14 protein-coding genes are annotated in these 16,622 nt (G+C 36.1%); 11 read left to right on the forward strand and 3 right to left on the reverse strand.

The window, feature by feature from the left end; all coding sequences use genetic code 11:
* Nucleotides 1–458: 458 nt before the first annotated feature.
* The 5 genes from H510_RS0112120 to rodA all read left to right on the forward strand — a co-directional run bounded on the left by H510_RS0112120 (nucleotide 459) and on the right by rodA (nucleotide 6,111).
* Nucleotides 459–1,481 (forward strand): rod shape-determining protein, encoded by a 1,023-nt coding sequence (locus H510_RS0112120; RefSeq protein ID WP_026904572.1) that lies wholly within the window; start codon nucleotides 459–461, stop codon nucleotides 1,479–1,481.
* A gap of 91 nt (nucleotides 1,482–1,572) precedes the next feature.
* A complete protein-coding gene (gene mreC, locus H510_RS0112125) occupies nucleotides 1,573–2,403 on the forward strand; it encodes a rod shape-determining protein MreC (RefSeq protein WP_026904573.1) in 831 nt (276 codons plus the stop codon).
* The gene (locus H510_RS0112130) at nucleotides 2,404–2,922 is read left to right on the forward strand and encodes a hypothetical protein (RefSeq protein WP_026904574.1); all 519 of its coding nucleotides are present in this window, start codon (nucleotides 2,404–2,406) and stop codon (nucleotides 2,920–2,922) included.
* A complete protein-coding gene (gene mrdA, locus H510_RS18820) occupies nucleotides 2,919–4,853 on the forward strand; it encodes a penicillin-binding protein 2 (RefSeq protein ID WP_051291194.1) in 1,935 nt (644 codons plus the stop codon). Before H510_RS0112130 ends, mrdA begins: the two co-directional genes overlap by 4 nt.
* The gene (gene rodA, locus H510_RS0112140) at nucleotides 4,843–6,111 is read left to right on the forward strand and encodes a rod shape-determining protein RodA (protein WP_026904575.1); all 1,269 of its coding nucleotides are present in this window, start codon (nucleotides 4,843–4,845) and stop codon (nucleotides 6,109–6,111) included. The genes mrdA and rodA overlap by 11 nt, the downstream gene beginning before the upstream one ends.
* On the opposite strand, the gene H510_RS0112145 is transcribed toward rodA, so the two are convergent.
* Nucleotides 6,101–7,096, reverse strand: a complete 996-nt coding sequence (locus tag H510_RS0112145; protein WP_036692749.1) for a hypothetical protein — start codon at nucleotides 7,094–7,096, stop codon at nucleotides 6,101–6,103. The two genes, rodA and H510_RS0112145, sit on opposite strands and share 11 nt — an antisense overlap.
* A gap of 124 nt (nucleotides 7,097–7,220) precedes the next feature.
* Between H510_RS0112145 and H510_RS0112150 the strand changes: the two genes are divergently transcribed.
* Nucleotides 7,221–7,775 (forward strand): thymidine kinase, encoded by a 555-nt coding sequence (locus tag H510_RS0112150; RefSeq protein ID WP_081659275.1) that lies wholly within the window; start codon nucleotides 7,221–7,223, stop codon nucleotides 7,773–7,775.
* Here H510_RS0112150 and H510_RS0112155 read toward each other — a convergent pair.
* Nucleotides 7,772–10,627, reverse strand: coding sequence for a S8 family serine peptidase (locus tag H510_RS0112155; RefSeq protein WP_026904578.1), 2,856 nt, complete (start codon nucleotides 10,625–10,627; stop codon nucleotides 7,772–7,774). The two genes, H510_RS0112150 and H510_RS0112155, sit on opposite strands and share 4 nt — an antisense overlap.
* A 287-nt stretch (nucleotides 10,628–10,914) precedes the next feature.
* Nucleotides 10,915–11,940, reverse strand: a complete 1,026-nt coding sequence (locus tag H510_RS0112160) for a LacI family DNA-binding transcriptional regulator (protein WP_026904579.1) — start codon at nucleotides 11,938–11,940, stop codon at nucleotides 10,915–10,917.
* 114 nt (nucleotides 11,941–12,054) lie between these two features.
* Between H510_RS0112160 and fucP the strand changes: the two genes are divergently transcribed.
* From fucP to H510_RS20405, 5 genes are all read left to right on the forward strand, one after another.
* Nucleotides 12,055–13,305: an L-fucose:H+ symporter permease gene (gene fucP / locus H510_RS0112165; protein ID WP_036692752.1), complete on the forward strand. Its 1,251-nt coding sequence runs from the start codon at nucleotides 12,055–12,057 to the stop codon at nucleotides 13,303–13,305.
* A 6-nt stretch (nucleotides 13,306–13,311) separates the two neighbouring features.
* The gene (locus H510_RS0112170; RefSeq protein WP_026904581.1) at nucleotides 13,312–14,328 is read left to right on the forward strand and encodes an aldo/keto reductase; all 1,017 of its coding nucleotides are present in this window, start codon (nucleotides 13,312–13,314) and stop codon (nucleotides 14,326–14,328) included.
* 19 nt (nucleotides 14,329–14,347) lie between these two features.
* A complete protein-coding gene (locus tag H510_RS0112175; RefSeq protein WP_026904582.1) occupies nucleotides 14,348–15,175 on the forward strand; it encodes an amidohydrolase family protein in 828 nt (275 codons plus the stop codon).
* Between the two features lie 12 nt (nucleotides 15,176–15,187).
* Nucleotides 15,188–16,204, forward strand: coding sequence for a zinc-binding alcohol dehydrogenase family protein (locus tag H510_RS0112180; RefSeq protein WP_026904583.1), 1,017 nt, complete (start codon nucleotides 15,188–15,190; stop codon nucleotides 16,202–16,204).
* A gap of 218 nt (nucleotides 16,205–16,422) precedes the next feature.
* The coding region (locus tag H510_RS20405) for a transposase (protein WP_483823592.1) at nucleotides 16,423–16,622 on the forward strand (200 nt) is incomplete at its 3' end.

The following is a 16,622-nucleotide window of genomic DNA, read 5'->3' on the forward strand; positions in this document are numbered from 1 at the left end:
CTGTTCTTCTACAGAAACAAAAACTTTCTCGCTGCCGATATCTATACCAGCGCTGTTTGGATAGATTTTACTTAAACTACTCATACAAATAAGCGGCCTTTTTAAAAACCTTGAGCCTAGGGCATCTTAAAAAAGGATATTGCTACCATGCGGGATATCATAAGATTCACCAATATTGTTTAATATCATGCCCTAAAACAAAGCTCAACAACAGGCTATAGCACTATTAGAACGACTGTTATGCTGCTCTTGGTTTTTTGCCGCTGCAAAGTTAACGTCATTTCATATTGATTTATATGAAATATATTAGACCTCAGGATGACAGTATAGTTTCTACTGCCTAGACGTTTTTATAAAAGTCAATGAAAAATTTAAATTGTTTACAATAAAATAGTCGAATTATACTTAGGATTAAGACTATTTTTTTGCACCTTTGCATCTCTATATCAAAAAAATAAATGGGTTTATTCAACTGGTTTACACAGGAAATAGCAATCGATTTAGGTACTGCTAATACACTAATTATTCATAATGACAAAGTGGTTGTAGATGAGCCATCTATAGTTGCTTTTGACAGAACTACCAATAAAGTTATCGCCATTGGCAGGCAAGCCATGCAAATGGAGGGTAAAACTCACGAAAATATCAAAACTGTTCGTCCGCTTAAAGATGGTGTAATTGCTGATTTTAATGCAGCAGAACACATGATTAGAGGTATGATTAAAATGATTAACGGTGGGAAAGGTTGGTTCTTTCCATCTTTAAGAATGGTTATCTGTATCCCTTCTGGTATTACTGAAGTTGAGAAAAGAGCCGTAAGAGACTCTGCTGAAATTGCTGGTGCTAAAGAAGTTTACCTGATACACGAGCCTATGGCTGCGGCTGTTGGTATTGGTATTGATGTAGAAGAACCTATGGGTAATATGATTATTGATATTGGTGGTGGTACTACAGAAATTGCTGTTATTGCGCTTTCTGGTATTGTTTGCGATCAATCTATCCGTACTGCCGGAGATAACTTCGATTCTGACATTGTAAATTATATCCGTAGGCAACATAACATCATGATTGGTGAGCGTACAGCCGAAAGAATTAAAATTGAAGTAGGCTCTGCCCTACCAGAGCTACAAGACCCTCCTGCAGATTTTGCCGTACAAGGTAGAGATTTAATGACGGGTGTGCCTAAACAAATTACAGTTTCTTATACAGAAATTGCACATTGTTTAGATAAATCTATCTCTAAAATAGAAGAAGCCATCTTAAAAGCTCTGGAAATTACACCTCCTGAACTTTCTGCCGACATTTACCAAACAGGTATTTATTTAACTGGTGGTGGTGCATTGTTAAGAGGTTTAGATAAACGTATCAGTTCTAAAACTAAATTACCTGTTCACGTAGCTGATGACCCTTTAAGAGCAGTAGTGAGGGGAACTGGTATATCCTTAAAAAATATCCAGAACTTTAAGTTCTTAATGCAATAGTAAAAAAAACGATTTCAGATTTACGATTTTAGATCAGGTATAGCAAATAAAATCGTAAATCTAAAATCAAGAATCGTAAATCAAATACAATATGCGCAATCTTTGGAGGTTTATTAGTAATTATAATGCCCTCTTTTTATTTGTCATATTCTTCCTAATTTCTATTGTTTTATTGGTTAGGAATAATGATTTTCAACGCTCCAGCACTTTAAATACATCCAACCAAATTGTCGGGAATTTTTACGAACGCTATAACAACATCAGTAAATATCTTCATCTTGAGGTTGTAAATGATAGTTTAGCCCGTGAAAATGCGCTCTTAAGAAGCAAACTACCCTCAGCTTATTTTAACGATAGCCTGGTTAGTAAAAAAATCACAGACACCATCAATAAGGTGCAATATGAGTATATCGAGGCTGAAGTTATCAATAAATCTATCACTTCCAGAAATAACTATTTAACAATTAACCGTGGCAGTAAACACGGTATCAAAAAAGGAATGGGGGTTATAGGTCCATCGGGTGTGGTAGGTATTGTGTGGAATGTTTCAGCAAACTTCTCCTCTATACAATCGATCCTTCATGAGGATACACGCATTAACTCATCTATAGAAGGCACTCCGTATTTTGGACCATTGGTATGGGATGGTGAAAACTCACAAATCGTAACTTTAACAGATATACCCAACCAGCTAAATATCAAGCCAAAAGCCAAAGTAGTAACCTCTGGTTTAGGGGTGATATTTCCAAAAGGGATTATGGTAGGTACGGTATTAAAATCTGGTGTTAAAGGTGGTGGTAGCTTCTTAGATATCAGCGTTAAGCTATCGACTAATTTTTATGCTTTGCAGCATGTGTACATTATTAAAAATAATTTTGCCACAGAGCAGTTATTACTAGAGGCACAAAATAAAGAATTATAAATGAGCAGAATTCTGTTATTTAATATTTTAAGGTTTATCATCTTAGTTTTTATACAGGTTTTCCTGTTAAAGAATATGGTGTTTTACAACCTTAATGTTCCTTTTTTGTATATTCTTTTTATCTTGTTATTACCTTTTGAAACGCCTAACATCCTGCTATTTACCCTATCTTTTTTAATGGGTTTTAGTATTGATTTGTTTAGTGATACTTTAGGCTTGCATGCTGCTGCTTGTACCGTTTTAGCTTTAATGAGGGTGTTTTTCATCAGTATTACCGTACAGAAAGACAATTATGATAGCGACCCAGAGCCCACTTTAGGTATTATGGGTTTCAGATGGTTTTTCTTTTATACACTTATCCTCACCATAACTCATCACTTTTTTCTGTTTAATCTGGAGGTTTTTAAATTTGCAGAAATACTTAATACCTTCAGTAGGGTTCTGATAAGTTCAACGTTTACGGTAACGTTAATATTAATTACAGAAGCTCTTTTTTATAGAAAAAAACAGCGTAAATGAATAGTTTTTTTACTCGTAGATACATTATCCAAGGCCTATTTATTGTTACGGCTTTGGTTTTACTGGCTCGCCTGTTTTACATTCAGGTTATTGATGACCGTTATAAACTATCTGCAGATAACAACGTACTCAGAAAACTCATCATTTACCCTGCCCGGGGTATCATCTTAGACAGAAACGAAAAAGTATTGGTTCAAAACGAACCTGTTTATGATTTAATGATTATCCCTAAACAGGTAAAACCTTTTGACACGGTAGAATTCTGCCGTTTAATTGACATCACCAAAAAGGAGTTTGATAAAAAGTATAAGAAGGCCAACAATTATTCGCCTTACCGGGCATCATTATTTGAAAAACAACTTTCTGCCAAAACTTATGCTGCTTTTCAGGAAAAGCAATTTCAGTTTCCAGGTTTTTATGTTTTAGCCCGTTCTGTACGTTATTACCCCGACTCTACCGCTGCACAATTTTTAGGTTATATTGGCGAGGTTAACGATAAAGAAATTGAAAAATATGCTGGTTTTTATACTCAAGGGGATTATATAGGAAAATCAGGTATTGAAAAATCTTACGAAGATTTATTGAGAGGACAAAGAGGGGTAAGAAACATCATGGTAGATGTACACAACAGAGAGCAAGGAAGTTTTTTTGAAGGTAAATATGATACTTTGGCTGTTGCCGGAGATAAGCTGATTTCTTCTTTAGATAAAGAGCTACAATTGTATGGTGAGCAATTGATGAATAATAAAATTGGTAGCGTGGTAGCCATTGAACCTGCTACAGGTGAGATTCTAGCTTTTGTAAGTAGTCCTAAGTACGACCCTAACTTAATGGTTGGCCGCCAAAGAGGTAACAATTATATGAAGCTTCTGAAAGACCCTTTTAAACCGATGTTCATCAGGCCAACGCAGGCTGAGTATCCTCCGGGCTCTATTTTTAAAGTGGTGAATGCTTTAGTAGCCCAGCAAATGGGTGCTATTACGGCCCAAACTACTTTCCATTGCCCAGGTGGTTATCGTTATGGTAGCAGAGGTTTTATGGGCTGTACCCACGTACATGGTACCATTGCACTTGAAAAATCTATTGAGGGTTCTTGTAATACCTACTACGGTTATACCTATCAAAGGATGATTGACAAAACTGGTTTAAAGCCTTTTAAAGCCTATACCCGATGGCGTGAAGCGGTAATGAAGTTTGGGATTGGGGCTGAGCTAGGGATTGATTTACCCGCCGAAAGAGATGGCTTGATACCTACGGCAGATTATTTTACCAAAAGATGGGGCAGTAATAAATGGGGCTCGGGTTTTAATATTTCTTTATCTATTGGGCAGGGCGAGCTAGGCATTACCCCTTTACAAATGGCAAATGTGATGGCCATTGTTGCTAACAGAGGCTTTTATTATAAACCACACCTGATTAAAGCTATTGGTGATAAGAAAATCATCAAAGAAGAATATACCATAAAAAATAGTGCAGGTATAGATGCTAAATATTTTGAACCTGTTATTGAAGGAATGAGTAGGGTAGTAAATGCCCCAGGAGGTACAGGTTATTTTTCTAAGATTGTGGATATAGAAATTTGTGGTAAAACAGGTACGGTACAAAACCCTCATGGTGCAGATCACTCGGTATTTGTAGCTTTTGCGCCACGCCAAAATCCTAAAATTGCTATTGCGGTAGTGGTAGAAAATGCTGGCTTTGGCTCTACTTGGTCGGCCCCAATTGCAAGTTTAATGATAGAGAAATACCTTAGAGACTCTATCACCAGACCAAAGTATTATACAGAAAGAATCATAAACGCCAATTTATTACCAGGACAAAAAAGAGTGTTTAGGCCTGGTGTTAAGAAAGATAGTACCACTAGTAAACCTGTTGCCAGCAACACGATACCTGTTAGTACCCAAATAAGTAGTAAGAAAGATGAACAATAACCATAATCGTAGTTTTTTCTTTAACGTAGATAGCTTTACTATCCTACTTTTCTTGCTATTGATGGCTATTGGCTGGTTTAATATTTATGCTGCGGTATTTACAGATGAGACTGTATCTATTTTTGATATGAATACCAATTTTGGTAAACAGTTGATTTTTATTATCGTAGCCATTATTACAGGTACTGCCATACTGCTTATGGATGCCAAGTTCTTCAGTACATTCTCGCCAATATTTTATGCCATAACTATCCTTCTTTTAATTGTGGTACTTGTAATAGGAAGAAATGTTGGCGGTAACCAAGCTTGGATACCTATAGGTAGTTTCAGGCTGCAACCTTCTGAGTTTGCCAAATGGTCATCTTGTTTATTACTGGCTAAATATTTAAGCTCAGGTAATTTTAAACTCTCTGATTTGAAAACACAGGTAGTTTGTGCCGCTATTTTGGGCTTACCTATGTTCTTGATTATGCTACAGCCTGATACCGGATCTGCTATGGTATTTGGTTCCTTAATTTTGGTACTTTACAGAGAAGGACTTTCTCCTTACTACCTTATTTCTGGTGTATTGATGATTATCCTTTTCATCACCACCCTACTTTTTGGGAAGTTGATGGTAAGTTTGGCTTTAATTGCCTTTACGGGATTGCTTATTTATTATTACCAAAAAAACCGGAAACTTCTAACCACTTTTATAGCAGGCTTTGCGCTCTCCATCATCTTTATGTTTAGTGTAGATTTTGTTTATAATAATGTCTTAAAATCTCACCAAAAAGGGAGGATTGATATTCTTTTAGGTATTTCTACAGATTTAAGAGGTGCAGGTTATAATGTAAACCAATCAAAAATAGCTATTGGCTCTGGAGGTTTGCTGGGTAAAGGATATTTACAAGGTACCCAAACTAAGTTTAACTTTGTACCCGAACAAAGTACCGATTTTATTTTTTGTACCGTAGGAGAAGAATGGGGCTTTGCTGGCAGCTTTACCGTTATTCTTATCTATCTGGTTTTATTACTTAGAATAGTTGTACTGGCAGAAAGACAACGCTCCTCTTTCAATAGGATTTATGGTTACTCGGTAGCATGTATTTTATTTTGCCATTTCTTCATCAACATTGCTATGACGATTGGCTTAATGCCTGTTATAGGTATACCCTTACCATTTTTAAGCTACGGAGGTTCGTCTTTAATTAGTTTTACGATACTCTTATTTATCCTGCTCAAGCTTGATGCGAACAGAATGGGAATTAATTCTTAAATTTTCTGTTTAAAATTTCGTATAATCGGTCTACAACTTCTTGTTTTGCTGCCCAGTTATTTTTATCGGCATAATTTTTCATCAAGAAATTGTCTGCGGCTTCGAAATTATCAAACCTGTTTAAAATCTCTATGGCCTCGCTATAAGCTAAATTATACCCATTAAACAATTCTTTTATAAACATCATTTTATCATTTAAAGAGATAGAAGCTTTCAAGTCTGCGATAGGTCTGCTGTATGATTTAGCGCCGGGCAATTCTCTATTGGCTGATAAAACTTCGTTTAATGATTTTGGCTTCTCTGCCTCTGTATGTTTATCTGCTGGAATAGTTTGAGTAATGGCTATGGGTTGTGGCGGTGTTTGCACAGACTCTTCTTCTAGGAGTTGTGCTGGTTTATCCTGAGTTATGATAAAAGGCTCAGCTTCTTGTTCAAGTAGGATATTTTCATCCTGCTGATCCATCTCCTGAATTTCAGTTTCTGCCATAGGCGCTAAAGCTTGTTGTTTCTCTGCCAACACACGTTGTTCTTCCTCTGTAAGCACTCTGTCAAAAACTTCTTTTACAGATAGCTTTTTTTCAAAATCAAAGATCATTTCTGTAGGTTCTGGCTCATCAAAAGAAAACTTAAATTCTGGTAAAGCAGGTTCGTTTAAGGTATGTTCATCGTCAGCAATCTCTTCTTGATGAGCTTGAGGCTCTGATACAACTTCTATAACTTGATGGTGCTCTATCAAAGGAGGGGCAGCAGGTTCTTCCAAAACAGGTTTAGCTGTATGTATACTGTTGACATCTTCTTGCCAATTTTTGGTATCGTTTAGCTTTTTTAAAATTTCTATATGATCTATCAAAAAATCAGCATTAGCAGTAAATAGCTCTAATTCAAGAATATTTATTTTTTGAACTTGGCTAAGGTATTGATGTTGCTCATTTAACTCAAGAATAATATTTCCTATTTTCTTTAAAATCTCCTGCTTATTCATCATATTGATTATATTTTTCGGCTCAACGATGTTGGTAAATACTCAGTCAAAAATAACATTAAAATTCTGATATTCGTTTCACTCAACGCTTACAGAAGCAAATAATTATATTATTAAAGACAATATCTTGAAAAGAAAAAGCGAATTTGGCGGAAACATAGAAGTTATTTGTGGCTCTATGTTTTCTGGTAAAACAGAAGAGTTAATCAGAAGGTTAAGAAGAGCTGAGATTGCTAAATTGCAGGTAGAGATTTTTAAACCTAAAACCGATACCCGTTATGATGAAGTTGCCGTTGTATCTCACGATTTAAATTCTATACACTCTACCCCGGTTGAGCATTCATCTGCCATCCTGTTATACGGTAGTAATACCCAGGTGGTTGGTATTGATGAAGCACAGTTTTTTGATGAGGAATTACCTGATGTTTGTATTAAACTTGCGAATAAAGGTATAAGGGTGATTGTTGCTGGTTTAGATATGGATTTTACAGGCAAGCCCTTTGGGCCTATGCCCGCTTTAATGGCCATTGCCGAAGAGGTTACCAAGGTACAGGCAGTTTGTGTAAAATGTGGAGGACCAGCACTCTACAGCTACAGGCTTATTGAAAACACGCATAAAGTACTTTTAGGAGAAAAAGAAAGCTACGAGCCTCGTTGCAGGGTTTGTTACCACAATGCTTAGTTTGTTAAAATTAACTTAACAACTTGTTTGGTTTGGCGATACTGAAACTCTGCAAAATAAATTCCAGCAGATAAATCATTAAGTGTGGTAGAAATAGTGTGCTTGCCTGAACCCATCAGGGCGGTGCCATAAATTTGCTTGATTTTCTTTCCGGTAATGTCATACAAATCAACAAATAAACTGCCTGCTTCTGGCAAAGCAACATCAAAAAAAGTATTTCCTTTTGTTGGGTTTGGATAATTTTGAGAAACCTCGAATTTCAAAACTGGCTCTGATTCAAAAAGCTGTAAGCCTTCAAACTTTTCTTGTGCCGCATCTGCTGATAGGATGATATCATTTAAATTGTCTCCGCCTATAAAGGCAAAAGCTACTTGTATAGAATCTTTTGATGCCACATTGTAAGGGCCTACACCCATGGTATACATCACATCTAAACCGCCTAAACTTTCGCCAAGTTCTGTTTTAAATATGCCACTACTTAAACTGGTAAATTTTTCTGCCCGGGTAAAGGAATCATCTTCTAAAATATCACCAACCAATTGGTAAGACATGGGGTAAAATTGTACAGATGCGTTTGTATTTAGTACTTTAACGGCTGTATAAGGATTTCCGGGGTTTACAGAATAGGTATATGCTAATGATTTATCAGGCCTGTATTTTACAATATTTTCTTCACTATTATCAATATCCCAATCACAAAATAAACCCACATACAAGCCATTTAATGGCACAATACTATTATTTTTAATCAGGTACTCTACGATAACATATTTATCATCTGGGGCATTTTTATAAGCATAATGCTTATTTATAACTTGTACATCTAAGGGACTGTTAGAGCTGTAATCATTAAAAGTTGAGGCTGCAACCAGCACATTTGTATCATCAATTTCTTTTAAAGGTCTGGTGATTTTGAGAAAATCTTCCTCGGCTCTGCCAATTTGTGGAGCTCTTGCATTATTAGAAATTCTACTTGTACTATTCCCTATCATTAAGGAAGCTTCATAAAGTAAATTTTTATTCTGATACACAAACCCTAAGCCGTTTTGAGCATCCTGAGCGCTAAATCCTACCCTTCCGTTACTTGTTAATGTTGTAGCTATTTGATTTTCATTGATATTCAAATAATCAAGATTTACCCTCAATGCAAAAAACTCCTCATCCTGATAGTTTGAGGATGCGTATTGAAGTTTAAAAATTACCTCAACATTTTCTTGAGTTCTTGGGGCTAAGAATACTTTGAAAAAACCAAGTTGCTTCGTTTCATCTTGATTTAATTGCGTTAAAACTAAATTTGATGTAATAACGGTTACATCAGGATTATCTGTGCTGAGGGTTACATTTAAATTGGATACATTCCCTAAAATGCTTTTTAAATCTATAGCCAGTTCAACCGTATCTCCGCCGGCTAAAACTCCGTCAGAATTATCTTGTAAGATGATATTTTGCTTTCTGATGGCTATAGCAGGTGTACTTTCTAATGCTTTAGCAATATTTAACCTGCCTTTGCCCAGTTTATTTACAAAATTGCTATTCCCACTTAAGGTATAAATATTATCGGTACTTAATCTTAAAATTTCTCCGATGGCAGGCCCAGATAGCTGAGGATATTTTGCAGCAACTAGAGCCGCGGCACTGGATACTAAAGGAGTAGCCATAGATGTACCTGATTTTGTTCCGTAAGTATCATTATTTAGCGTACTCCAAATATTTTGACCTGGTGCAGCAATATCTACATCAAAACCATAGCTAGAACTGCTTGATTTAATATCACTATTATTGACGTTTGCAACAGCCAAAACGCCATTATAAGCTGCTGGATAGTCTAATCCTTCTTTCGCACTGTTACCTGCTGCTGCAATTACCAAACATCCGTTACTTACCGCAAAATTAATCACATCCTGACCGTAAGCACTAAAGCCAGGCCCTCCCCAAGAACAGTTGATAATTTTTACTCCTTTATTAACTGCATATAAAATGGCCTCGTAACCTCTGTATATAGCTGTAGCATTATCATCAGAACCTGCTTTTAAAATCATTAATTTGGCATCTTTAGCCAAACTAGCTATCCCAATACCATTATTAGCTACAGCAGAGGCAATGCCAGCAACATGCATTCCGTGGTCTAAACTATCAGACGGAATATCGGGATTGTTATCTGGTCTTCCGTTTGTAAAAGAAGCTCCAACAAAATCCCAACCTCTGTAATTATCAATGTAGCCATCGCCATCATCATCTATACCATTTACAGGATCATTATTGTTCAGATAAATGTTAGCGGCTAAATCTTCGTGTTCTAAGTCTGCCCCAGAATCTACAACAGCAATAATTTGCCCGTTTGCAGCATTTTGTATATTCCATGCTTCTACAGCATTTACCCGCAAAAGATGATTCTGAGTTCCTTGCTGAAAAAATGGATCATTAGGCTCAGAAGAGGTATGGTAGATATATCTTGGCTCGGCATATTCTACTTCTTCTTGTTCTAATAATGTGTTTATAACATTTTCTATAGATTGGCTAGAGCGGTATTCTATTTCATAAACCTTATTTAAACCTACTTTATCCAAGGCTAATTGTTTTTGGATAGGTAACTCATAGATACGGTTTAATTTTACAACAGGTTCATGCTTTAAAAACTGGATTTTTTGTTTTCCTGAGGCGATGTTGTTTTGTACGGAGCGTGTTGCAGCGGTACTGATATTTTTGTATTTAATGATTAAGCTATTAGGGACAATATCTTTAGCCGTTACACCTGCTGGCAGTTTAAACTTTTTTTTCAACCCATCATTGGCTAGCGTGGTAAAAACGCTAAACAGCCAGAAACACATTAATAATGAAGAGCTTATTCTCATATATCGCTAGAGGATTTGCTAAGGTATGGATTTTAAAGAAATGTTAGCATGCAAAAACCCTATTTTTAACCGTAAAAACATGATAATGTAACAAAAGCATTATATGCTCATGACAATACTATGACGATTACAACCTAAGATAGTGTTAATTTTACACCATCGTAAAGAACGTAAATGTTTGTACGAATTTTAAAGTGTCCTATCATAAAAATTAGGTTTATAATTGGTTAGTTTAAGCTCCATTCCTCCCCGGTTTGGGGCTTAACGTTTTTATGGGCTTTTGTGTATTATCTACTTGACGATGCTCTTTGAACAATTTCTGTCTTCACTTTAATAGTTTTTATCTCTTCATTATCCTTTTGTTTCATCACTTCGCTAAAATAAAGCTCGGCAATTTGCTCGCCCATTTCATAACTAAATTGGTTTACGGATGATAAAGAAGGCTGAACAAGTTGAGTAAACATTTCGTTAGCAAAACCTATAATGCCTACATCCTTTGGAGATGATAAATTTAATTGCTGTAAGGCTTCTAGTACCCCTAAAGAAACATAATCAGAAGTACATAAAAAAGCATCTGGTTTTACATCAGTCTGGAGTAAATGTAGTGCTTCTTGTTTACCACTTGCTGTAGAAATAATTTCATCCTTCACAAAGTCTTCGTAAAAAGTTAATCCAAAGTCTTTAAGTGCATTCTTATACCCTTGTTTTCTTTCCTGATAAAGGTTTAAATGAGCAGGACCACCAAAATAAGCTATGTTTTGATAACCTTGTTTAGCTAAATGCACTACTGCTTGATAAGAGGCTTCTTCATTATCATTTACAACAGTATAGCTATCTATAGCTGGCGATATTCTATCAAACTGTATGAAATGGATATGGTTATTTTTGATTTCTTCTAAGTGTGCTGTTGATTGTGTTTCTAGCGATAAAGAGATGAGGATGCAATCAACATTTTGCCTGATTAAAGTTTGTACCGCATTCACCTCTTTTTCTAGCGACTCTTCTGTTTGGCAAATAATTAAACTATGTTGGTGCTGTACACAAACTTTCTCTATACCGGCAATGATATTGGCAAAAAAAGACTCGTTTATTTTAGGTACAATAACTCCTATAATTCGGCTAAAACCTCGCCTGAGGTTTGCTGCATTGGTATTATGGATATAATTAAGCTCTTTTGCTTTATCCTCCACCATCTTTTTTATCTTGCTACTGATGGCATGCGAATTATTCAATGCCTTCGATACAGACGATGGTGCAATGTTTAATGATTTTGCTAAATCATAAATAGTTATTCTCTTTTCTCTTTTGGCCATGGGAACGATAGCCATAAAACTACATAAAACAGTTTAAAAAAAATGAAAGAATATTTTAGAAATCGATTTCCTATAGCCTATATTTGTTGATAACCTACTATAAGCTTAAAAAAAATGAAATCAAACAACAAACCTTTATTTGCGGTAATCTTAATTACCTCTTTATTCTTTTTATGGGGTTTTGCTTTAAACCTCAACCCTATTCTTATCCCTCACTTAAAAAAAGCTTGTCAGCTAACAGATACACAATCTGCCTTTATAGACTCTGCTTCTTATATTGCTTATTTTTTATTTGCCATACCGGCAGGTAAATTTATGAAGCGCTTTGGTTATAAAGGCGGTATCATTTTTGGATTAATGATGTTTGCCATTGGTGCATTCTTATTTTACCCGGCAGCAGAAACACGTTCTTTTGTATTCTTTTTAGCTGCTTTATTCATCATTGCCAGCGGCTTAACTTTTCTAGAAACTGCAGCCAACCCTTATATGACAGTCTTGGGCGACCCTGCCACAGGCACACAGCGTCTTAATTTTGCGCAATCTTTTAATGGCTTAGCAGCTTTTTTAGCTCCGGCCATAGGTGGGCGTTTTATCCTATCCGGAAAGGAATTTAACACCGATACCCAAAGTGGATTATCTCCTGCTGAAATAGATAACTTTTTACAACGGGAGGCAGAATCTGTACAATTACCCTTTATTGTAATTGGGATAGTGGTATTGCTGGTAGCTATATTTTTGTGGAGAACCCATCTTCCAGAAATAAAAGAAGATGATTCTTTAGAAAGCAAGGGTTCTATCTTTAAAGAAAAGAACTTAATGCAAGGCGTTCTAGCGCAATTTTTCTATGTTGGTGCACAAGTTTGTATCAGTAGCTTTTTTATACGTTTTTGTGGTTATGTGGTAGGTATCAATGAAGTGTCGGCAGCTTACTATTTATCTGGTGCTTTATTAGGATTTATGATTGGAAGGTTTGCTGGTACATTCTTGATGAGGTTTATTGCTCCGCCAAAATTATTGGCTGCTTATACCATAATTGTCATTTTACTTTTATTGGTAGCGGTATTTACATCGGGTATGTTTACCATTTATGCACTTACAGCGGTACAATTCTTCCTTTCTATTATGTTCCCTACCATTTTTGCTTTAAGTGTAAGAGGCTTAGGAAGTAAAACAAAAGACGGTTCATCATTGGTGATTATGTCTATTGTAGGTGGTGCAGTTTTCCCGGTGATTATGGGCGCAGTATCAGACATCAGCAATATACAAATAGCTTACATTGTACCTGCTATTTGCTTATTCATGGTTTTATATTTCGCCATTAAAAACATCAAGATAGAAAACTTAAAACTTACAGCAGCTCATTAATTTTTTATGGATAGTAGCAAAGGACTTCAAATACCAAAAATAATTTTTGGAACCAGCAGCCTAGGTAATTTATTTACGGCTTTAGATGATGATACCAAACTAGAAATTGTTAAACAATGCTTTCTACATTCTGATAAGCCCGTAGTGTTTGATAGTGCCGGTAAATATGGTGCTGGTTTGGCTTTAGAAGCTCTAGGCAATTGCCTAAAGAAACTAAACGTTAAACCAGAAGAAGTGATGATTAGTAATAAACTGGGTTGGCTACGTACTGAGCTTAAAACCGATGAACCTACTTTTGAGCCTTATGTTTGGAAAAATCTTAAAAACGATGCGGTACAAAAAATAAGCTACGGGGGTATTTTAGAATGCTTTGAACAAGGCAACCAGCTATTGGGGGCTTATATCCCGCAGATGGTATCTGTACACGATCCAGATGAGTATTTAATTGCTTCAAGCTCGACAGAAGACCGTTTAGAAAGGTATCAAAACATTTTGGATGCTTATAAAGCTTTGTTTGATTTAAAAAGCCAGGGTAAAGTTAAAGCTATTGGTATAGGCGCTAAAGATTGGAAGATTATTAAAGAGCTTAGCGCTGATTTAGATTTTGACTGGGTGATGATAGCCAACAGCATGACAGTTTATAGTCACCCAAAAGAGTTACTAGATTTTATGACCGCTTTAAGCCAAAAAGGTGTAAGCATCATCAATTCGGCAGTATTTAATGCTGGCTTTTTAACTGGTGGAGATTTTTATAATTACGTTCCTGTAAGTAGAGATAAGCCTCAATATCAAGAGTTATTTAATTGGAGAGACCAGTTTTATAAAATCTGTGCCGACTTTGATGTTAAACCTGCAAGTGCTTGTGTACAGTTTGGTTTATTGGCACCTGGTGTAAAAAGTATAGCACTTAATACCAGTAATCCTAAGCGTGTTGAAGGTAATATAGCCATGGCAAATGATTACATTTGTGATGCTTTTTGGCAAAAACTTGAAGAAGAAAATTTAATCACCTTTAAACCTTAACTTAAGCATTTAGTACAATATGAAAATAGATGCACATCAACATTTCTGGGTGTACGACCCTATAAAATACGATTGGATTTCTGATGACATGTCTGTCATCAGACAAAATCATTTACCTGAAGATTTACATCCTATTTTAAAAGAAAACGGTTTAGATGGTTGTATTACGGTACAAGCCCATCAATCAGAAGAAGAAAATGATTTCCTACTTGCTAACGCTTCTAAAAATGATTTCATCAAAGGTGTAGTAGGTTGGGTTGATTTACAAGCTGACAATATAGAAGAACGTTTGGCTTATTACCAGCAGTTTCCAATTATGAAAGGTTTCCGCCATGTTTTACAAGGCGAACAAGATAGAGCGCTGATGCTGAAAAAGGAGTTCATGAATGGTATTTCTAAGCTTCAGCAATTTGGCTTTACTTATGATATCCTGATTTTTGAAGACCAGATTGACTTCTCCAGCACTTTGGTTGAGGCTTTTCCAAACCAACCTTTCGTATTAGACCATATCGCTAAACCGGATATTAAACATCAAAAAATTACGGATTGGGAAAAAGCTATCAAAAAACTAGCTCAGTATGAAAATGTATCCTGCAAAGTATCGGGCATGGTTACAGAAGCCGACTGGAAGCATTGGAAACAAGAAGATTTTGAGCCTTATCTAGATATTGTTTTTAACGCTTTTGGTACAGATAGGCTGATGTATGGCAGCGATTGGCCAGTTTGCCGCGTTGCTGCTGATTATAAACAGGTTTTAGGAATCTTTAAAACTTACATACAATCTTTATCCAGCACAGAGCAAGACAAGGTGATGGGAGAAAATGCCGCCAAATTTTATAACATATAACAGAAATTATTAATGAGAGTATTAGCATGCCAGGAACCGGGGAAATTTGTTTATAAAACAGCCGCAGAACCTGTTTTAGAAAAAGGACAAGCCATTATTAAAATAAAAAGAATAGGCATTTGTGGTACAGATTTACATGCTTTTGAAGGTACGCAACCTTTCTTTAGCTACCCTAGAATATTGGGTCATGAGCTGGCTGGCGAACTTATAGCCGTGGATGGTGCACCTGATTTTAAAGTTGGAGAGTCGGTAAGTTTCATCCCTTATTTTAACTGTGGCAAATGTGTGGCTTGTAGAAATCAGAAGCCTAATTGTTGTGCGGCTATACAAGTTTTTGGTGTTCATATTGATGGTGGTATGGCAGAATATGTATCGGTACCCTCTTATGCATTATTGCATGGCAATCAATTAAGTTTTGATGCATTGGCGTTGGTAGAACCTCTGGCTATTGGTGCACATGGCGTAAGAAGAGCACAAGTTACACCTGGCGAATTTGTTTTGGTAATTGGTGCTGGCCCTATTGGCTTGGGTACGATGGAGTTTGCTCGTATAGCCGGGGCAAAAGTAATTGCCTTAGATATTAATGAAAACCGACTTGCTTTTTGTAAAGAGCGCTTAAAAGTTGATTATACCATTAATGCCTTAGAGGCAGATGTTACCGAAGAACTAAAAAAGATAACTAATGGTGATATGCCAACCGTGGTTATTGACGCTACTGGGAACTTAAAGGCTATTAACAATGCTTTTCAGTATATGGCACATGGGGCAAGATTTGTTTTGATAGGCTTACAAAAAGGAGATATCAGCTTTAATCATCCAGAGTTTCATAAAAGAGAGGCTACTTTAATGAGCAGTAGAAATGCCACCCGTGAGGATTTTGAACATGTGATAAAAGCTATGGAAAACAATGAAGTTGACCCAACTACCTATATTACACACCGTGTAAAGTTTGATGAGGTTAAAGATCAATTTCATACCTGGCTAAATCCAGAAAACGGCGTTATTAAAGCTGTAGTAGATTTGGATTAAGATACAAACAGGCGTTTTTGAAAAACATTGTATATCAAATTGAGAGAGGTTGACTGTACTCTGATATACTTAGAGAATACTCTCGGGCACCCCTGGCTAGCTAGTCGAGCCTTAAAAAGCATATAAAATTATGATTATCAACACTTTGTGTATAATTTTAATGTGAAATAATTGCAAGATTTGTTATATTTATATCGTAAAACTTGCAAATATTTAAGATGCTTCCCAATAAAAAACCAGAGAATCAAACCAGCCTATTTTTCACTTTTGAGCACACCCTAAACCGCCACCATCCCTTATTTTTACTTGCCAACAAGATAGATTGGAGTGTTTTTGAAAAGGCCTTTGCCCCACTCTATTGTAAGGATAACGGCCGTCCGGCCAAGCCCATACGTTTAATGGTGGGTTTACTGATGTT

This window comes from Pedobacter glucosidilyticus DSM 23534 (assembly GCF_000425145.1).
Taxonomy (GTDB): domain Bacteria; phylum Bacteroidota; class Bacteroidia; order Sphingobacteriales; family Sphingobacteriaceae; genus Pseudopedobacter; species Pseudopedobacter glucosidilyticus.